The organism is Ottowia flava (genome assembly GCF_008017535.1).
Taxonomy (GTDB): domain Bacteria; phylum Pseudomonadota; class Gammaproteobacteria; order Burkholderiales; family Burkholderiaceae_C; genus Ottowia; species Ottowia flava.
Genome location: NZ_VRUA01000004.1, coordinates 179355 through 197785, shown reverse-complemented (window position 1 = coordinate 197785; position 18431 = coordinate 179355). Strand labels below are relative to the sequence as shown.

The 18431-nt window shown below is 67.6% G+C and carries 15 protein-coding genes; 4 read left to right on the top strand and 11 right to left on the bottom strand.

The window, feature by feature from the left end:
• The first annotated feature begins 133 nt into the window (after positions 1–133).
• Complete coding sequence (locus tag FVQ98_RS07025) at positions 134–1171, top strand: response regulator (protein ID WP_147912707.1); 1038 nt, start codon at positions 134–136, stop codon at positions 1169–1171.
• Here the strand turns inward: FVQ98_RS07025 and FVQ98_RS07020 are convergent.
• Positions 1168–2049, bottom strand: a complete 882-nt coding sequence (locus FVQ98_RS07020; RefSeq protein ID WP_147912706.1) for a DMT family transporter — start codon at positions 2047–2049, stop codon at positions 1168–1170. The two genes, FVQ98_RS07025 and FVQ98_RS07020, sit on opposite strands and share 4 nt — an antisense overlap.
• The gene (gene lplT / locus FVQ98_RS07015) at positions 2046–3329 is read right to left on the bottom strand and encodes a lysophospholipid transporter LplT (RefSeq protein WP_147912705.1); all 1284 of its coding nucleotides are present in this window, start codon (positions 3327–3329) and stop codon (positions 2046–2048) included. The genes FVQ98_RS07020 and lplT overlap by 4 nt, the downstream gene beginning before the upstream one ends.
• A 184-nt stretch (positions 3330–3513) precedes the next feature.
• Between lplT and alr the strand changes: the two genes are divergently transcribed.
• Complete coding sequence (gene alr, locus FVQ98_RS07010; protein ID WP_147912704.1) at positions 3514–4608, top strand: alanine racemase; 1095 nt, start codon at positions 3514–3516, stop codon at positions 4606–4608.
• Between the two features lie 153 nt (positions 4609–4761).
• Here alr and FVQ98_RS07005 read toward each other — a convergent pair whose 3' ends face one another.
• From FVQ98_RS07005 to FVQ98_RS06995, 3 genes are all read right to left on the bottom strand, one after another.
• Positions 4762–5529, bottom strand: coding sequence for a sulfite exporter TauE/SafE family protein (locus FVQ98_RS07005; protein WP_147912703.1), 768 nt, complete (start codon positions 5527–5529; stop codon positions 4762–4764).
• A gap of 596 nt (positions 5530–6125) precedes the next feature.
• Positions 6126–7481 carry an argininosuccinate synthase gene (gene argG / locus FVQ98_RS07000; RefSeq protein ID WP_222707578.1) on the bottom strand — a complete coding sequence of 452 codons (1356 nt, stop codon included), beginning with the start codon at positions 7479–7481 and terminating at the stop codon, positions 6126–6128.
• Positions 7482–7667: 186 nt separating this feature from the next.
• Complete coding sequence (locus FVQ98_RS06995) at positions 7668–8327, bottom strand: hypothetical protein (protein WP_147912702.1); 660 nt, start codon at positions 8325–8327, stop codon at positions 7668–7670.
• Between the two features lie 223 nt (positions 8328–8550).
• Here FVQ98_RS06995 and FVQ98_RS06990 point away from each other — a divergent pair, with 223 nt between their 5' ends.
• A complete protein-coding gene (locus FVQ98_RS06990; protein ID WP_147912701.1) occupies positions 8551–10251 on the top strand; it encodes a GMC family oxidoreductase in 1701 nt (566 codons plus the stop codon).
• 132 nt (positions 10252–10383) lie between these two features.
• The gene (locus FVQ98_RS06985; RefSeq protein WP_147912700.1) at positions 10384–11181 is read left to right on the top strand and encodes an IclR family transcriptional regulator; all 798 of its coding nucleotides are present in this window, start codon (positions 10384–10386) and stop codon (positions 11179–11181) included.
• Here FVQ98_RS06985 and FVQ98_RS06980 read toward each other — a convergent pair.
• The 6 genes from FVQ98_RS06980 to FVQ98_RS06955 are packed head-to-tail and all read right to left on the bottom strand — an operon-like array spanning position 11168 to position 18302.
• Positions 11168–12436 carry an NtaA/DmoA family FMN-dependent monooxygenase gene (locus FVQ98_RS06980; protein WP_147912699.1) on the bottom strand — a complete coding sequence of 423 codons (1269 nt, stop codon included), beginning with the start codon at positions 12434–12436 and terminating at the stop codon, positions 11168–11170. The two genes, FVQ98_RS06985 and FVQ98_RS06980, sit on opposite strands and share 14 nt — an antisense overlap.
• Positions 12426–13400 (bottom strand): ABC transporter substrate-binding protein, encoded by a 975-nt coding sequence (locus FVQ98_RS06975; RefSeq protein ID WP_147912698.1) that lies wholly within the window; start codon positions 13398–13400, stop codon positions 12426–12428. The genes FVQ98_RS06980 and FVQ98_RS06975 overlap by 11 nt, the downstream gene beginning before the upstream one ends.
• Before the next feature lie 10 nt (positions 13401–13410).
• Positions 13411–14406, bottom strand: a complete 996-nt coding sequence (locus FVQ98_RS06970; RefSeq protein WP_222707577.1) for a FecCD family ABC transporter permease — start codon at positions 14404–14406, stop codon at positions 13411–13413.
• A 49-nt stretch (positions 14407–14455) separates the two neighbouring features.
• Positions 14456–15406, bottom strand: a complete 951-nt coding sequence (locus FVQ98_RS06965) for a FecCD family ABC transporter permease (RefSeq protein ID WP_222707576.1) — start codon at positions 15404–15406, stop codon at positions 14456–14458.
• A gap of 56 nt (positions 15407–15462) precedes the next feature.
• Positions 15463–16248, bottom strand: coding sequence for an ABC transporter ATP-binding protein (locus tag FVQ98_RS06960; RefSeq protein ID WP_147912695.1), 786 nt, complete (start codon positions 16246–16248; stop codon positions 15463–15465).
• A 2-nt stretch (positions 16249–16250) separates the two neighbouring features.
• Positions 16251–18302 carry a TonB-dependent receptor gene (locus tag FVQ98_RS06955; RefSeq protein ID WP_147912694.1) on the bottom strand — a complete coding sequence of 684 codons (2052 nt, stop codon included), beginning with the start codon at positions 18300–18302 and terminating at the stop codon, positions 16251–16253.
• Positions 18303–18431 lie beyond the last annotated feature (129 nt).

Sequence of the window (18431 nt, the reverse complement as noted above, 5' to 3'; positions counted from 1 at the left end):
CGAATCTGCGCCAACGGCAGCGGCGAACGCGTTTGCAGCGCTGGATCAAAGTCAAAGCCGCCATGCGCAAGCAGAATGCGCGACCGCCAGCCCCAGTACCCCGTCGGCCTGCGATCCCCAGCCCTTTCTGCCTGTGACCCACACCTACGTCTTCATCGGACTGACGCCCAGCGAACGCTCGCTGCTGGCATCGATCTTTGCGCTCGATGCCGATGAAGGCCCGGGCGATGCCTTGGTGCCCGTGGGTCTGGACGAGGCCGCCAGTGCGCCTGATCTGCTGATCGTCAACGGCGACGACCTGGCGGTGGCGCAGCGGCTCAGCGAGGCCTACCCGCGCGCGCTGCTGGTGCTGGTCGGTGAGCCGCGCGGCGCGCAGGCGGTGCGCTGGCCAGTGATGCGCCGCCCGCTTGACTTGCAGGGAGCGGTGGCGGTGCTGAGCGCGCTGGACTGGCCCGAACCCGAGTCCGGCGCGCCACTGCCCGCGCCGACCCAGGACGACATGGGGCAAGACAGCGTGCACGCCGCGCCGGTGACGCGCCCGCCGTCGACGGCGTTTCCTTCCGAGGCGATGTCCTCGGCCTTTGCGCCGACGACCGCGTCGGCGCCTCTGCTGTCAGGAAGCGCTCCGCCACCCACCCAGCCCTTGTCGGCCCGACTGGCCTGGGCGATGTCCGAGCTGGAGCCACCGGACGCTGCGCCAGCGCTGCGCGCCCGGCCGAGCCCCGCCGAGGAGCCGCCGAGGCCCCCGGTGCGCCCCGCCGACGTGCTGGTGGTGCATGCGCGAAGGGGCGGGCAGAGCCCTTCGCTGGCGCGTGGCCTGCGCCGCATGGGTTACGCGGTCAAGGCAGTGAATTCGCCCGACCAGGCGTTGACGGAAATGGCACACCAGCCCGCCTTGTTCGTGTTCCTTGATCAGGCTTCGCTGGGTGCGCAACTGTTGCCGCTGGCGCGTGCGCTCAACGCCCTGCGCACGGCGCCGACCCAGCCGCCTCACCTGGCCGTCGTAGCGCGTCGCGGCAGTCCTCTGGACCGCCTGCGCGTGCGCCTCGCGGGTTGCGCCTGGATGCCAGTCCCGATCAATCGGGATCGGCTGGCCGAGTACCTGGAGCGCCGCGGTCTGCCCAGGCCGACTGACAACCCTTCGCCGGGTGCCCGGGGCAAGATGCATTAGCCGACGCGCTGGCGCACCACAGCCAGCAGCGCCGCAGCCATGATCAGTGCACCGCCCAACCAGGTGCTCGCACTGGGGTGGGTGGCGCCCAGCATCACCGCCGAAACGGTCGCGAACACCACTTCCGACAGCATGATCAGTGACGTGGTTTGCGCGGGCAGGCGTGCCGCACCGTACTGCAGCGCCAGGTTCACGCACAGGAAGGCGGCCACCAGCGCAGCAGCCCAGGGCAGCCAGGCCGTCCAGTGGGCCCAGGGCACCGGCTCAACGGCCAGCGCCCAGGCCAGCACGGCCGACAGCCCGACGCCGCCAATGAACATGGCGGTAGCGCGGGCGGATTTGGGTGTGCCGCGCCAACGGCGCAGCAGCGTATTGGTCAGCGCAAAGCTGAAGCCGCCCAGCAGCGCCAGCGCGTCGGCCAGGCCGGTGGGTGCAGCGCCTAGGGCGCCGGGCTTGTACAGCACGAGCACCACGCCCATCAGCGCCAGCCCCATGCGCACCACGGCTGCGGCCGTTGGGCGCTCGTCCAGCAGCCACCACGCCAGCCCGGTTGACCACACCGGCATCATGTAGAACAGCAGCACCACGCGCACCACATCGCCGATGGTCACTGCCCAGTTGAAGCTCACATTGGTCAGCCCGGCCGCCAACGCGAGCATCAGCAAGTGCGGGTGTTGCCCTACGCCGCGCAGGCCACTGGGTCTCGTGACCAACAGCACGGTCAACGCGCCGCCGTAGACGATCGCGGTCGACCACAGCGGGTGCAGGCCGTGGTCGTGCAGGGCCTTGAACGCGATCCAGGTGAGGCCCCAGACCATGGCGTTGAAGAGCAGCGCCAGAGCTGGCAGCGTGGTGCCCGCGGTGAGCGGGCGTGTCATCCGTCGTGGCGCTGGCCGCGCGCGATGCGCATCAGCTGCTTGACTTCGGCTGTGTGGTGGCGCAGGTTGTAGCGGTACCAGAGCTGGATCAGCAGCATCGCGGCGACCACCACGGCGCCAAACAGCGCGATGGCGCCGAAGGCCGAGAGGCCCGCCCCGGTCGAGAAGCTGTAGAGCGCCCCCAGGCCCAGGATGCAGGCCTGTTCGTTGAAGTTCTGCACCGCGATCGAGCGGCCCGAGCCCATCAGGTTGTGTCCCCTGTGCTGCAGCAGCGCATTCATCGGCACCACGATGTAGCCACCCAGGCCGCCCATCACGATCAGCAGGGGCACGGCGACCCACAGGTCGCGCACGAACACCATGGCGATCACCAGCGCGCCCATGATCATGCCCAGCGGCATCACCGTGGTCGCACGTTCCAACCGTACCCGCATCGAGGCCGCGATGGCCCCCACCGCGGTGCCCAGCGCCACCACGCCAACCAGGCTGGCTGCCTGCGTGGTGCTGTAGTGCAGCGCGGCGGCCGCCCACGCCAGAACGATGTAGCGCATGTTGCCCGACACACCCCAGAACAGCGTGGTGGTGGCCAGCGAGATCTGGCCAAGCTTGTCGCGCCAAAGGCGCGAATTGCAGCGCCAGAAGTCGGGCAGCAGCGCCATCGGGTTGGACGGCATGGCGCGCATCTCGACGCCACTGTGCGGGATGCGGAAATTGAAGATGGCGGCGATCACATAGACAGCGATCAATGCGGCGATGGCGGCTTCCGGCGGCGTGTCGATGGGCGTGTCGATGCCTGGCAGATCGATGCCCAGCAGCGCGGACGACAGCCGAGGCCCCACCAGCTGACCACCGAGCAGCACGCCAAGGATGATCGAGGCGATGGTCAACCCCTCGATCCAGCCATTGGCCTTGACCAACTGCGACGGTGGCAGCAACTCGGTCAGGATGCCGTACTTGGCGGGCGAGTACGCCGCAGCGCCCAGGCCGACCACAGCGTAGGCGAGCAGCGGGTGACCGCCAAAGAGCATCAGCGCGCAGCCCACGATCTTGATGGCGTTGCTGATCAGCATGACGCCGCCCTTGGGCCGCGAATCGGCGAACGCGCCGACCCAGGGCGCGAGCACGACGTAGAACAGCGCAAACATCGGCACCAGCGCGGCGCGCTGCCATTCGGCGGCGCCATCGGCACGCAGCAACTCCACCGCGGCGACAAAAAGCGCGTTATCGGCCAGCGAGCTGAAAAACTGCGCGGCCATGATGGTGTAGAAGCCGCGCTTCATGGGTGCGTGGTCCGGCGTGCCGGACCGGTGCGATGCAGAAACAAAAGTCGTTGCAATTCGATGCTGACCGGGGGTTATAGCATGCGCCCTCCAGCATTTGGTGACGGGTTTTTCAGGGGGGCGAAGGTGCCAGAATCCGTGATATCCGTCACTTGCGCGCCGACCGCCGCGCGCCCGCTCTGCCATGCCTCGCCCCATACAAGCCACTGTTCATGCCGGCGCCCTGCGCCACAACTTGGCGCGCCTGCGGGAGGCGGCGCCGGGTGCGCGTCTGTGGGCAGTGGTCAAGGCCGACGCCTATGGCCATGGCATCGAGCGCGCCTTTGACGGTCTGCGCAGCGCCGACGGCTTTGCGCTGCTGGATCTGCAAGAGGCAGAACGGGTGCGCCAACTCGGCTGGCGTGGCCCCATTCTGTTGCTGGAAGGCGTGTTCGAGCCGCGCGACCTGGAGCTGTGTTCGCGCCTGAACCTCTGGCATGCCGTGCACTGCGACGCGCAGATCGACTGGCTGGCCACGCACAAGACGCACCAGCCGCACCGCGTCTTCCTGAAGATGAACTCCGGCATGAACCGTCTGGGCTTTGCGCCCGAGCGCTACCGCGCTGCCTACGCGCGGCTGGCCGCGCTGCCGCAGGTGGATGAGATCTCGCTGATAACCCACTTTGCCGACGCCGATGGCGAGCGCGGGGTGGCCGCCGCGTGGGACGTCTTCACGCGCACCACCGACGGCCTGGCGGGCGAGCGCAGCGTGTGCAACAGCGCCGCCGCTCTCCGGTTTGGCCAGGACGCCGCGCTGCGCGGTGATTGGGTACGCCCCGGCATCGCGACCTACGGCTCTTCGCCGGACTACCCCGCGCACGACGCGGCGCACTGGGGCTTGCGGCCGACCATGACGCTGAGCGCGCAACTGCTGGCGGTCAACACCCTCGCGGCCGGCGAGCGCATCGGCTACGGCGGCCTGTTCACTGCCGAGCGGCCCATGCGCGTCGGCATCGTGGCCTGCGGGTACGCCGACGGCTACCCGCGCGTTGCGCCCACCGGCACGCCGGTGCTGGTGGACGGCGTGCGCACCCGCACGCTGGGACGTGTCAGCATGGACATGCTGGCGGTCGACCTCAACCCGGTGCCCCAGGCGCAGAGGGGCAGCGAGGTGACGCTGTGGGGCGTGGCCAGCAACGGCGCCTCGCTATCGATCGACGAGGTGGCGCGCTCGGCCGGCACGGTGGGTTATGAGCTGATGACAGCGCTGGCCCGCCGGGTGCCAGTGGTGGTTGAGTGATTTCAAGCTAAATACTTCTTCCGGGTTGGCTCCACTTACGGAGATTGCTGCGAAATCAATAGTTCACTCGCGCGCCTGCCGATGCGTTGGTATATCCATCGCCTCTGGGCACGGGCTTGACCGGCCCGAGCACCGGGTCGTCGCCGAGCGTGGCTACACGCCGCCGCGCACAAACGCGTCGTAGCCCGTCTTCAAGATCAGCGCAGACACTACGAAGATGAACACGCCGCGCACAAAGCCTGCGCCGTGCTTCAGCGCCAGGCGCGTACCGATGAGGCTGCCGGCCACGTTGGCCACGGCCATGGTCAAACCGATGTGCCACCAGACGTGCCCCTTCATGGCGAACAGCGCGATCGCCGCCAGGTTGGTCGCGACGTTCAGCAGCTTGGCCGAGGCCGAGGCGTTGAGGAAGTCATACCCCAGCACGCGCACCAGCAAGAAGATGAAGAAGCTGCCTGTGCCGGGCCCGAAGAAGCCGTCGTACCAGCCAATGGTGGCGCCGATCAGGCAGGCCAGCGCGGTTTCGCGGCCGGGCGTGTGGCGCGGCGCGTGAACGCGCCCCATGTCCTTCTTGGCCAGGGTGTAGAGCAGCACCACCAGCAGCACGAACGGCAGCAGCCGGCGCAGGAAGTCGGGGTTGATCACCGTCACCACCCACGCGCCGATGAACGAGCCGACCAGCGCCGCCAGCGCCGCCGGCAGGATCACGCCCCAGCGCATCTGCACGCGGCGGCTGTATTGCCAGGTGGCGATGGTCGTGCCCCACACCGAGGCGCTCTTGTTGGTGCCCAGCAGCGTGGCAGGGGGCGCGGACGGGTAGATGGCGAACAGTGCCGGCACCAGGATCAGGCCGCCACCGCCCACGATCGAGTCGATGCCGCCAGCCAGCAACGACGCCAGCGACGCGAGAAGCAGTTCCATGGTGACTATGAAATCAATAGCTGCCTGCGCAGGACTGGTAGGCGCAGAGAGGTGTTTGGCTCGTATTATGCGCCGACGGCAGGCGGCCCCTTGGGAGCGGCATCAATCATGGTGGACAGTCGGGTAGTTGGAGGCAGAGGCTTGCAGGGGATCGGCCTGACTCGCCGTGAAACGCAGTCCCCTGGAGGGCAGGGCGCGAATGGAGCGCCAATGTCGGATGTGTGGCCAGTGCGCTGAAATTGAGCGGAGTGGCGCCGCGCCTGCCGGCACGTTTTCGTCTCGCACCAAAGAAAAAGGGCACCGGCCGGAGGTGCCCTTTCAAAAACCAAAATTGTGACGGATTGGATTGGAGTTCTTGCTGTCGCGGTGGTCTCGCTTGTGTCGTCTCCTCGGCCCCTTGGTCGTCGCACCCACTGCCTGCGCCGCCCAAGTTGTTTCAATGTAGCACCGAAGCCGGGCGGCGAAAATTGGGGTTGTTCCCTAGGAATGCACTGGATTGGTGCGAACAACGGCCGCGTGGGTCGTTGCAGTGCTCAGAACTCAGTCAGATCGCTGCGCGACACTCCCTGTGGCGCGCGACCAAGCGCCAAGAGGTTTCACTCCCCTTTGGCGCCGTCCCGCTCCAGACCCAGCTGCGGCAGCATCGAGCCTTCGCCCAGCTCCAGCAGGCCGGTGCGCGCGTAAACGCCGAGTTTGCCGCGCGTGTCGGTGATGTCGAGGTTGCGCATGGTCAGCTGGCCAATGCGGTCGAGCGGCGTGAACGGTGCGTTTTCCACCTTTTCCATCGACAGGCGCTCGGGCGCGTAGGTCAGGTTGGGCGATTCGGTGTTCAGCAGGCTGTAGTCGTTGCCGCGGCGCAGCTCCAGCGTCACTTCGCCGGTGATCGCGCCGGCCACCCAGCGCTGGGCCGTCTCGCGCAGCATGATGGCCTGCGGATCGAACCAGCGGCCCTGGTAGAGCAGGCGGCCCAGGCGCAGGCCGTTGATGCGGTACTGCTCGATCGTGTCCTCGTTGTGAATACCGGACAGCAGGCGCTCGTAGGCGATGAACAGCAGCGCCATGCCCGGGGCTTCATAGATGCCGCGGCTCTTGGCTTCGATGATGCGGTTCTCGATCTGGTCGCTCATGCCCAGGCCGTGGCGCCCACCGATGCGGTTGGCCTCAAGGAACAGCTCGACCGGGTCGGCGATCTCCTTGCCGTTCAGCGCGACGGGGCGACCTTCTTCAAAGCGCACGCGCACTTCTTCGGGCTTGACTTCGACCTCGGGCTTCCAGAAAGCCACGCCCATGATCGGGTTGACGATGCGGATGCCGCTGTTCAGCTCTTCCAGGTCTTTCGCCTCGTGCGTGGCGCCGAGCATGTTGGAATCGGTCGAATAGGCCTTTTCGGTCGACATTTTGTAGTCAAAACCGGCCTTCTGCATGAATTCCGACATCTCCTTGCGGCCGCCCAGCTCGTCGATGAAGCGCTGGTCGAGCCAGGGCTTGTAGATCTTCAGCGAGGGGTTGGTCAGCAGGCCGTAGCGGTAGAACCGCTCGATGTCATTGCCCTTGAACGTGCTGCCATCGCCCCAGATATTGACGTCATCTTCCTTCATCGCGTTGACAAGCATGGTGCCCGTCACGGCGCGGCCCAGCGGCGTGGTGTTGAAGTAGGTGACGCCCGCCGTCTGGATGTGAAACGCGCCGCACTGCAGCGCCGCGATACCTTCGTTGGCGAGTTGGGTGCGGCAGTCCACCAAACGCGCCTTCTCGGCGCCGTACTCCATCGCCTTGCGCGGGATGGCGTCGTAATCGGCTTCGTCCGGCTGGCCCAGGTTGGCGGTGTACGCGTAGGGCACGGCGCCTTTCTGGCGCATCCACAGCAGCGCGGCGCTGGTGTCCAGGCCGCCGGAAAAGGCGATGCCGACCTTCTGGCCGGCGGGAAGCGATTGCAGGATGGTGTGGGACATGGGCAGGTTCGCGAGCGGATGCGCCCGCGCACAGCGGACGAATGGCGTTGGTAAACCGCCTATTGTCGGCGCATTTGAGGCGGTGTCGGGCGCACCCGTGGGCACATGGCGGCCGATGGACGCCTTTCGCCCGCTGGCCACGCGGGCGGCGACAGGGCCCGCGCGCTGACGCGCACCCCGCCCGTGTCAGCGCACTTCAACCAGTCGGCGCCCTTCCACGCGGAAACGCCGGTGCTTGCGCACTGTCGGCTCGGCCGTCATGGGGGTGTTGTCGGCGCGGTCCAGGTAAGACACGCTCAGCACCCCGTGCCGCTGATCGAACTCCATCCAGTACGGAATGACGCGGTCGCCCAGCGGCACCAACTGCGACCCCTGCGTGCCGCCATCCGCCCCCGACACGACGCCGAGCGCGTAGAACGTGCCGCTGCCCGCGCCGTCCTGCACCACGATCACGGCCGTGCGGGCTTGCCCGTCCGCGCCCCGGAACTCGAGCGATGGCGCGGGCACCGAGCCGGCCAGGCGGTAGGTCATGAACTCGCTCAGGCCATGGTCGCGCGAAGCCACGCGGCCCGTGGCCCGGTCCACATAGCCCAGCGCCGCGCCGCGCGGGCAGGCCTTGGGCGATCCGGCCACTGCGCGGCCGCTGCGCGCCTGCACACAGACGGCGTCGGCGGCGCGGGCTCGGCCCTGCTCGTCCTGGTAGATGGCCGCGGTGCCGTTGCGCAGCGGAACGGCTTGCGCTTCATCCAGGAACACCGCCGAGGCGGGCGCGGGTTGCGCCGCCTGAGCGGTCGTCCACACGGCAGCGGCCGACAAAGCGAGCAGAGAAAAGGTCCGAAGTGACATGGTGGCGTGTTGAAGTTAAAACCAAATCATTATGAGGTGTGCCTCCGCGCCGCGCGTTGAGGCACCCCGTTGCATGGCGTGGGTTGGCGCGTGGCGCGGCAGCCCCGACCGCGCAACTGACACAATGGCAACAGGAATCCGTCGCTACCGCGGCAGCGGCCAGGCACACACGGCGCAGCGCGGCGCATTCCCGCCCCTCCGCCGCGCCAACGCAGGAACGTTCATGAGTGAGCAAGAGTTCGACTACATCGTGGTGGGCGCCGGCACCGCCGGCTGCCTGCTGGCCAACCGCCTGTCGCGCGACAAGGCCAAGCGCGTGCTGCTGCTCGAAGCCGGCCGCAAGGACGACTACCACTGGATCCACGTGCCGGTGGGCTACCTCTACTGCATCGACAACCCACGCGCCGACTGGCGCTACAAGACCGAGCCCGCTGCCGGCCTGAACGGGCGCAGCCTGCTCTACCCCCGTGGCAAGACGCTGGGCGGTTGCAGCAGCATCAACGGCATGATCTACATGCGCGGCCAGTCGCGCGACTACGACCAGTGGGCGGCGCTCACCGGCGAAGACGCCTGGCGCTGGGACAATTGCCTGCCCGACTTCAAGGCGCACGAAGATCACTACAAAGGTGATAGCTCGTCGCGCAGTTCTGGTAAGGGCCAGAGCCCGATTTCACCTGAATTCAGTGCCCTGCACGGGCATGGCGGCGAATGGCGCGTCGACAAGCAGCGTCTGCGCTGGGAAGTGCTGGACGCGTTCGCTGAAGCGGCGGTGGAAGCCGGCATCCCCGCCACCGACGACTTCAACCGCGGGAGCAACGAAGGCGTGGGCTATTTCGAGGTCAACCAGAAGAACGGCTGGCGCTGGAACACCGCCAAGGCCTTTCTGCGCCCCACCTGCTACGGCCGCCCCAACTTCGAGCTTTGGACGATGGCCCAGGCCACGCGCCTGCTGATCGAGCGCGATCCGCACGATGGCGGCGCCCTGCGCTGCGCTGGCATCGAAGTGTGGGACGGGCTGGAGCGCCTGCAGGCGCGCCTGGCGCCGGGCGGCGAAGTCGTGCTCAGCAGCGGCAGCATCGGCAGCCCGCAATTGCTGCAACTGTCGGGCATTGGCCCGGCTGCGCTGCTGCGGCAGCACGGTATCGAGGTGCTGGCCGATGTGCCCGGCGTGGGCGCCAACCTGCAGGACCACCTGCAGATTCGCAGCGTCTACAAGGTGCAGGGCGCACGCACCCTCAACCGCCTGGCCGCCACGCCCTGGGGCAAAGCCAGCATCGGGCTGGAATACCTGCTGCGCCGCACCGGCCCCATGAGCATGGCGCCCAGCCAGCTCGGCGCCTTCACGCGTTCATCCGACGAGCGGCAGTGGCCCAATATCCAGTACCACGTGCAGCCGCTCAGCCTGGACGCCTTCGGCTCGCCGCTGCACAGCTTTCCGGCGATCACGGCCAGCGTCTGCAACCTCAACCCGACCAGCCGCGGCACCGTGCAGATCAAGAGCGCGCGCTACCAGGACGCGCCCGCCATCGCCCCCAACTACCTGGCCACGGACGAAGACCGACGCGTGGCCGCCGACAGCCTGCGCGTCACGCGGCGCATCATGGCGCAGCCCGCCATGGCGCGCTTTGCGCCGGAAGAATTCAAACCCGGCGTGCAGTACCAGACCGACGAAGAACTGGCGCGCCTGGCCGGCGACATCGCCAGCACCATCTTCCACCCGGTCGGCACCACCAAAATGGGCCGGGACGACGACCCGATGGCGGTGCTGACCCCCCGCCTGCAGGCGCGCGACGGCGCTGGTGGCGTCATTGCCGGGCTGCGCGTCGTCGACGCTGGCGCCATGCCCACCATCACCAGCGGCAACACCAACAGCCCGACGCTGATGATGGCCGAGAAGGCGGCGCGCTGGATCGTCGGCCGCTGAGTGCAGCACGCGCTGGCGACGCATTCGCTGGCACCTTTCCAGAACGCTGAGCAATAGAGAAAATCGGCCTGTGGTGCGCTTCAGGAAATCGTAATTAGCTATCAAAACGTTAGCAGAATACCCTCCCATCGCATGGCGCTCCCTCCGTCCTCCGCCAAAACCCGCAGCGCCACTGGCGACCCCAAGCGCTCGGGTCTGATCCAGTCCGTCTCAATCGCCGCGCGCGTCTTGCAGGCGCTGTCCGCCGCCGACGGGCCGATGGCGCTGACCGAGCTGGCACGCGCCTGCCGCATCGGCGCGCCTACGGCGCATCGCTATCTGCAAAGCCTGAACAAGGAAGGGCTGGTGCAGCAAGACGGCGCAAGCGGCCGATATAGCCTGGGCCACGCGGCCCTGAGCATCGGCCTGTCGGCGCTGCGACAGATCGAGCCGGTGGAAGTGGCCGCCAGCCTGATGAAGGCGCTGGCTGGTCGCATTGCCGCGAGCTGCGGAGTGGTGATCTGGACGGACGTTGGTCCGGTCATCGTGCGCTGGTACCGCAGTGCGCGCTTCGTCATCAGCACCGTCACGCTGGGCGACGTGCTACCGCTCGACAACACTGCCAGCGGGCAGGTGTTCCAGGCATTCCTGCCCGCGCAGCGTGTGGAAGCTGCTCGGCAGCGCCAGCCCGAAGCCTTTCGCCGCCCACGCGGCGATGGACAATCGCTGGAGCAGGTGCGCAGCACATGCTTTGCCGAGCGTGTGGAGCACTTGTTCACCTCGCTGATCGGCAAGGCTGCCCCCATCTTTGATGCGCAGGGCGAGCTGGTTTGCGTGGTTACCACGGTATCGACCGTGGAAGCCGCGCAGACCGAGAACCACGCCGACGCGCTGCGGCAGGCGGCGGCGCAGATCTGCGCGCAAACTGGCTGGCGTTTCAGTCCTCCATGAGGTGCTCGCGCAGTGTGCGCCCGCTGTAGCGCTGGCGCAGCAGGCCGCGTCGCGCCAGCTCGGGCACAAGCTCGGCAAAGAACAGGTCGACCGATTGCGCGCCGCCGCCGGGGAGCGCGACGAAACCGTCCATCGCCCGCGCATTGAACCAGGCGGCAACGTCATCGGCCACGTCCTCCGCCGTACCCACGGCCACCCAGTGTGCCGAGCCGACCAACTCGGGCCGCTCCAGCAATTCGCGCAGCGTGGGGCGCTCGCGCGCAATGAATGCGCGCAGCAGTTGGGCGTGGGTGCGGCTGCGCACCGGGGTGCCGGCGGGCGGCAGCAAAGCGGCATCGACACGCGCATCCGGCGCCAGCGCGCGAGCGTCCAGCCCCACCGCGGTGTACAGCGATTGCAGGCGTTGCTCCACGCCGATGCCGGCAAAGGCATTGCGGTGCCGATCGTGTGCCTCCTCGCGTGTGCGGCCGAGAAAAAAATGCAGGCCCGGCAGCACGCGGATGTCACCCGGCGCGCGGCCCTGCAGCCGTGCGCGGTGCTTCAGGTCGGCGCACAACTCGATGCCAGCCTCCATGTCGGGCGTGGCGGCAAAAGTGGCCTGGGCCACGCTGGCGGCAAAGGTGCGGCCCGTGTCCGATGCGCCTGCCTGCATCAGCACCGGCTCGCTCAATGGGTACGCGGGTAGATTGAGCGGCCCCTGGCACTGGAAGAATGCACCTTGGTGATCGACAGCGCGGATGCCTTCACCACTGGCGATGGCCTCGTGCGGGTAGCTGCGCCACAGCGCGCGCACCAGCGCCGTCATCTCGGCGGCCTTGCGGTAGCGCTTGTCGGCATCGGGCATGGGCTGCGCGCCAAAATTCGCCGCGCCGTCGAGTGCGGTGACGATGTTCCAGCCCGCCCGTCCCTGGCTCAGCCAGTGCAGCGACATCAACTGCCGCGCCGCGACGTAGGGTGGCACAAAGGTGGTCGAGAGCGTGGTGACCAGGCCGATGCGCTGCGTCTGCGCTGCGATCGCCGCCATCAGCAGTGTGGGATCGACACCATCGAGCGCCAGCGCACCGCGGCACATCGCTGGGTGGAAGAACAGAGCGTCGGGCTTGAAGACGAAGTCGAGGCACGCGGTCTCCGCGCGGCACGCGAGCTCACCATACCAGGAGGGTAGGTCGCGGCCTGCATCGCTAGGGCTTGCAGCCTGGCCGCGCAGCCAGGTGGCCGACAGGCAAAAGCCGATGTGCAGGCGTTCATTTCGCATGGCGTTTGTCCAACCATTGCTCGATAGCGGTGAGCGTATGGCGCGCGCTGGCAACGGTCGGCGTCGTCACCTTGACGGAATCCAGATACACCACGCGCCTCTGGCGCGCAGGGCGCAGAAAGCGCCGCCAGCCGGGCGTGAGCTTGTCCAGATCGGCGGCCACGCCCGCCTCGCCCTGCGGCTGCGCGGTGAAGGTGCGCATGACGAACAGCAAGTCTGGGTTCAGTCGGCCGAAGGTCTCGGTGCTGATCGGCTCCATCAGCGTGGATTGGCCCGTGGCCTGCACGCTGCCATCGGACAGCGGCTGGCGGCGCAGGCCCAGGTCTTCGATGGCCTGCACCATGCCCGACATGGTGCCGACGACGTTGATACGGTCGTGCAGAAAGATCGCCAGGTAGCGGCCCGGAGGCTGCGCGGGTGGCGGCAGTTGCGCCTTCACACTGGCAAGCTGCCTTTGATAGTCACGCAGCAGCGCTGCGTAGGCGGCCTCGCGCCCGAGCAGCGCAGCCAGCGCCTTCTGCGCGGCAAAGCCTTGGGCAGCGCCGGCCGCGCTGCGCTGCAAGTAGACGGGCGCGATGGCCGACATGGTGGCGACGTGGCCCGCGTCCAGCTCGGTGCCGATGATCAGGTCGGGCTTCAGGGCGCGCACCCGCTCCAGGTCGATGCTACCCACCGCGCCAATGCCGCGCACCTGGGTCGCGCCAGGGCGCTCGCCCAGCACGTTGCGGATGGCGTCCACCCCCATCAGACTGCGGCCCGCGTCGTCGCGGCCATAGGCGCCGACCACGTTCACGCCCAGCTCCAGCAGCGGCACGCCCAGCAGCGCCTCGTGCAGCACCAGCACGCGCTGCGGCTGCGCGGGGATTTGCAGCGTGCGCCCGGTGTCGTCCTTGACCTCGCGCACCGGCTGCGCCCAGGCCAGCGCCGAAAACAGCAGGCCCGCCATCAACCACAGAAATCGCATTTCATCTCCATCAAGACATGCGTGCGCTGCGCAGTTTGCGCAGGCGCAGCACCAATAAAAACAAGGGCACGCCGATCAGCGCCAGGCTCAGGCCCACGGGCAGCGTGCCAGCGGACACGGCGGCGCGGGTCAGGCAATCCGCGCCCACCAGCAGCAGCGCCCCCATCAGCCCCGATAACAGCAGCCGCATGCCGCCGGTGGCGGGCGACAGCGCCCCGGCCACGTGCGGTGCCATGATGCCCAGGAACATCAGCGGCCCCACGGCGGGCAGCGTCACGGCGGTGAGCAGCACGGCCGCCAGCAGCACCGCTGTGCGCGAGCGGCGCACGTCCTCGCCCAGCGCCTGCGCCAGCGCGTCGCCGAGCTCGTGGCTGCGCAGCCGGCGGCCCAGCGCGGGCAAGGCCAGCAGGCTGGCCAGCACCCAGGGCAGCAGTGCCAGCGCGGTGCGGCTGTTGGCTTGGTCGAGCGAGCCCGCCATCCAGCGCGACAGCGACAGCGATGCCTCCGCCGGCGCATACAGCAGCAGGATGCCGGTGACGGCCGACAGCGCACTCTCCAGCGCAATGCCCATCAGCACCAGTACCAGCCCGCCTGCCGAACTGCCACGCGTGAGCGCCGCTAGCGCCAGCGCCGCCGCCAGTGCGCCGCCCATGGCCGCCGCTGAAAGACCCATTCCTGCGGCCCACGCCGGCGCGGTCACCATGGTCAGTAAAATCGCCACGGCCGCCCCCTGGCTGATGCCCAGCAGGCCGGGGTCGGCCAACGGGTTGCGCGCTGTCGATTGCAGCGCCGCCCCTGTCACGGCCAGGCACCAGCCCGCCATGACCGCCAGTAGCACGCGCGGCAGCCTTACCTGCCACAGCGCGAACGCCTGTGCATCAGAGCCATCCGGCCCGGCGCGCCAGACGCTGGCCCATTCGATCTCGGTCACGCCCGTTGCCAGCGACACACCCACCGCCGCAGTCAGCGCCAGCAGCAGCGCGCCCGCCGCCGCTAAGTTGTGCATCGCTAGCCGCAGGTCGCCGGGTAGGCGCAGCGCGCGACGGCCATCCAGACTAAGCGGGTCGCGCCACATAAATGCGCCTCACGATGGCGATGAAGGCGAGCCCGCCGCACAGCTCGAGCAGCACCCCGGTATGCAGCGCATGGGGTGCAAATACGGTGCGCGCCGCCATGTCGGCCAGCAGGCACACCAGCGCCCCGGACAGCATGCAGCCCGGCAGCAGCCGGGTAAGCGCCGCGCCCATCACGGGCCTCACCATGTGCGGCACGGCCAGCCCGACAAAACCCAGCGGTCCGCACACTGCCACCGCTGCGCTGCACGCCAGCGCCACGCCCAGTAGCGCCAAGCGTGAGAGCAGCGGCACGTTCACACCTGCGGCGGCGGCCTTATCTTCACCTAGAGACAACAGTGTCAGCGGCCGCGCCAGCACCAGCAGCAGCATCATGCCCGCGCAGCCCAACGGCCAGAACTGTGCCAGCCGATCGGCATAGACATGATTGATGTTGCCCAGCAGCCAGTGCATAAAGGCGTCGCGCCGTTGCGGGTCGGTCAGCATCAGCGCATTGGCGATGGCGGTGCAGAACATGGACACCAGCGCCCCGGCCAGCACCAGCGACAGGCCACGCCCGTTTCCATCCACGCTGCCCACCCAACGCGCCACGGCCATGCTGGCCAACAAGCCCAGACAGCCACCCGCCATGGCGGCCAGCCCCTGCCAGTCGATGGCTCCGGGCAGCGCGGCGGCCACGAGAAGCACGCACATGGCTGCGCCCGAGCTCACGCCCAGCAGCGACGGCGAGGCCAGCGGGTTGCGCAGCATGGCTTGCAGCACCGCGCCCGCGCAGGCGGTGGCCGCGCCCGCGAACATCGCCATCAGCGCGCGCGGCAGGCGTTGCAGCACGATCACGGACTGGTCGTAGTCAGCATCGTCAAAAGCCAGCAGCGCCGCTGCCACCTGGCGCCAGCCGTAGTGCGTGGCGCCCAGCATCAGGCTCAGCAGCATTGCGCCCGCCAGCGCTAGCGCGCCTGCCAGGGCGCAGGCAAAAAGCAGCCTTGCCCTCATGCGCAGCGCCGGGGCACGCAGACTTGCCGCCCGTTCCATTCCAGCATGTCCACCGGCTGGTCGAACACCGCCTGCACGTTTGCCTGCGTCAGCACGGACCGGGTTGCGCCCTGGGCGAACACCACACCGCTTTGCATCAGCACCACGTCGTCGGCAAAGGCGGCGGCTAGGTTCAAATCGTGCAGCACGCAGACCACTGTTTTGCCGTGCTGCGCGGCCAGGGCGTGGATCAGCTCCAGCACCGCGTATTGGTATCGCAGGTCGAGGTGGTTGACCGGCTCATCCAGCAGCACCACGCCCGTGTCTTGCGCCAGGATCATGGCGATCCAGGCACGCTGGCGCTGGCCGCCGGACAAGGTGTTCACCTGCTGGCGCGCCTGATCGAACAGGCCTACGGTGCGCAGTGCCTGCGCAAAGCGCCGCTGGTCCGCATCGCTCGTGCCGCGCAGAAAGCGCTCGCGCGCGTAGCCGCCCAGCGCCACCAACTCGGCCAGCGTCAGGTAGTCGGGGCAGTGGTTATCCTGGGGCAGCCAGGCTATGCGCGTGGCCAGCGCACGGCGCGGTATGCTGCGCACCGGCGCGCCACCCAGCGTCACAATGCCCTGGCTTCGCACGATACCCATCACGGCCTTGAGCAGTGTTGATTTGCCGCAGCCATTGGGTCCCATCAGTGCCGTCAGCCGCCCCGACGCGAAGGCGACGGATACACCATCCAGCACCAGGCGAGTGCCGTAGTGCACCGACAACCCCTGGCAGGTCAGCAGGCCTGCCTGATCCGCCATGCTCAGAAGCTCGCCCTCACGCCGACGCCGAAGTGGCGCGGCGCCACCATGGAGGCGACGATGCCGCCCACGCTGCGGTCGTCGTATTTCCAGGTCGGGCGGCGCGCGTCGAACAGGTTGTTGACGAACGCGAACAGCTCCACGGTGCGCCAGGATGCCGGTGCGTAGCTGAGGCGGGCGTTGACCAGCGTATAGGAGCCGACGCGGTAGGCCGGTGCGTTGGCGTCGTCCGACTTCGTGCTGCCGACGTGGCGCAGGTCGGCGCTGACCTTGAGGCCCGGGCCGGCCAGCCAGTCCACGCCCACTGAAAGCGTGTGCTTGGGCGACTTGGCGAACTGGTTGCCCGCGTGTACGCCGCTCTTGATCTCGGTATCGAGCAGGCCCAGGCTACCGCGCAGGCGCAAGGCGCGGGTCGCACGCCAACTGGTGCTGATCTCCGCGCCCATGGCGCGCGCCTTGTCGGCGTTGACCACCACCATGCCGTACAGCAACCCGTTCAAGTAGTCCGGCTGCAGGCGCTGCGAGTTCTTGATGTCTGCGTAGAACACATTGGCTTCCAGGCTCATGCGCCCGTCCATCAACGTACCGCGCGTGAACAGCTCGTAGTTCATCACTGTTTCGGGCTTGAACGGCATATAAGCTGCGTTGGCGAAGCTCAGGCCCGTGCCGCCGGGGTTGTAGCCCTTGCTGACGAGGCCGCCCACCGTCCATTCACGGTTCACGTCATAGGCCAGCGACAGCTTGGGCAGCCATGAATGGAAAGTTTGGCCATAGTCCAGCGCCGTGCGCGCATATGGCGTCGTCCCGCTGCGCTGCACCTCGTCGCGCTGGTAGCGCAGCCCGCCCGTGAGGTGCCAGCGCTCGCCTAGGCGGCGTGTGAGCTCGCCATAGACGCCCTGGCTTTTCTTCACGTCGTCGAAAGACGAAATGCCCCGGTTGTTCAGCGTGTCGTCGCCGGCGACGCGGCTCACGAACATCCCGGCCACGCCACTCCACGGCGAATCGCCGTTTCTGAAAACGAAGCGCGCATCGTTCGAGAAGTTCTTCTGATAAATGTCGGCATTGCCGTTGGCGGCTGGCTCGCTTACGCGGTGCACGTCCAGCTTGGTGAACTCCATGCGGTTGATGAACTGTACGCCGCCGTTGATCTGGTAGGTCACGTCGCCCACGACGGTATTCGCCTTCTGGTCGAAGCTGGGCATCGACGCGGTGGCGTTGTTGTTGTCTTCATAGGGCGGTGAGGCCGTCTCCGACGTGGGTCGGTTGGATTTGCTGTGCGAGAAGGTCAACTTGGCCTTGAGGCCTGGCAGCGACTTGGGCTGCCACAGCAGCTTGCCGCGCAGGTTCATGCTCATGAAGTCCTGGTCGCTAGCGCCCTTGACGAACCGGGGGCTCACGTAGTCGATGAAAGTGTCCCGCGAGAAGCGATCAGCCGCCAGCCGCAGCGCCAGTTCGTCCTCGATCAACGGCGTGGAGAACATGGCCGATGCGCGCCGCATGTTCAGGCTGCCCGCCTCCAGTTGCGCCGCGCCCTCGCGGTGGAAAGTCGGGTCCTTGGTCTTGACGATCATCGCACCCGCGATGCTGTTGGCGCCCTGTGAGGTGGTTTGTGGCCCGCGGAACACCTCGATGCTGTCCAGATCCCAGAACGAATACGAGCCGAACACCATCTCGTTGTGGCCCAGGTAGTGACCATCGACGTTGATGCTGGCGCGCGGCAGCGTGCCGCCCAGGAAGGCTGAAGCACCGAAGTTCGGCCCCTGCGTATCCTGCCCGCGAATCACCGGCGCACTCACTGTGTCGGGGAACACCACATTGGGCACGTCGGCCAACGATTCAGTTACCGAGGCGCGATGAACTTCGTTCTCCAGCTCGGTGGCCGATTTCACCGTCACCGCTGCCGCCGTGTGGCGCAGCTTGCGCTCGACCTTTTCGCCGGTGACAACCACTTCGTCCAGCGTGGGGACGGTGTCGCTGACGCTCTGGGCATGGGCGCTTGTCAGCGCGAGAAAGAACAAGGAATACGGGGCGGCGGTACGCAACGGCACGGACATGGGTGATTCCTAACAAGGCGGTCAAAACTGCGGCGCCACTATAAACGAGAATAAGTCTCATTTCTAATTGTGCGGAATAATTTCTTCATTGAGGAAATTTGGCCTAACGCGTGTCTTCGCTGGCCGCCT

What these genes read in the sequence shown, in the direction of transcription:
- FVQ98_RS07020 (WP_147912706.1), bottom strand. Translation starts at nt 2,049, where the DNA reads ATGACACGCCCGCTCACCGCGGGCACCACGCTGCCAGCTCTGGCGCTG.
- lplT (WP_147912705.1), bottom strand. Translation starts at nt 3,329, where the DNA reads ATGAAGCGCGGCTTCTACACCATCATGGCCGCGCAGTTTTTCAGCTCG.
- alr (WP_147912704.1), top strand. Translation starts at nt 3,514, where the DNA reads ATGCCTCGCCCCATACAAGCCACTGTTCATGCCGGCGCCCTGCGCCAC.
- FVQ98_RS07005 (WP_147912703.1), bottom strand. Translation starts at nt 5,529, where the DNA reads ATGGAACTGCTTCTCGCGTCGCTGGCGTCGTTGCTGGCTGGCGGCATC.
- argG (WP_222707578.1), bottom strand. Translation starts at nt 7,481, where the DNA reads ATGTCCCACACCATCCTGCAATCGCTTCCCGCCGGCCAGAAGGTCGGC.
- FVQ98_RS06995 (WP_147912702.1), bottom strand. Translation starts at nt 8,327, where the DNA reads ATGTCACTTCGGACCTTTTCTCTGCTCGCTTTGTCGGCCGCTGCCGTG.
- FVQ98_RS06990 (WP_147912701.1), top strand. Translation starts at nt 8,551, where the DNA reads ATGAGTGAGCAAGAGTTCGACTACATCGTGGTGGGCGCCGGCACCGCC.
- FVQ98_RS06985 (WP_147912700.1), top strand. Translation starts at nt 10,384, where the DNA reads ATGGCGCTCCCTCCGTCCTCCGCCAAAACCCGCAGCGCCACTGGCGAC.
- FVQ98_RS06980 (WP_147912699.1), bottom strand. Translation starts at nt 12,436, where the DNA reads ATGCGAAATGAACGCCTGCACATCGGCTTTTGCCTGTCGGCCACCTGG.
- FVQ98_RS06975 (WP_147912698.1), bottom strand. Translation starts at nt 13,400, where the DNA reads ATGCGATTTCTGTGGTTGATGGCGGGCCTGCTGTTTTCGGCGCTGGCC.
- FVQ98_RS06970 (WP_222707577.1), bottom strand. Translation starts at nt 14,406, where the DNA reads ATGCACAACTTAGCGGCGGCGGGCGCGCTGCTGCTGGCGCTGACTGCG.
- FVQ98_RS06965 (WP_222707576.1), bottom strand. Translation starts at nt 15,406, where the DNA reads ATGCTGCTGAGCCTGATGCTGGGCGCCACGCACTACGGCTGGCGCCAG.
- FVQ98_RS06960 (WP_147912695.1), bottom strand. Translation starts at nt 16,248, where the DNA reads ATGGCGGATCAGGCAGGCCTGCTGACCTGCCAGGGGTTGTCGGTGCAC.
- FVQ98_RS06955 (WP_147912694.1), bottom strand. Translation starts at nt 18,302, where the DNA reads ATGTCCGTGCCGTTGCGTACCGCCGCCCCGTATTCCTTGTTCTTTCTC.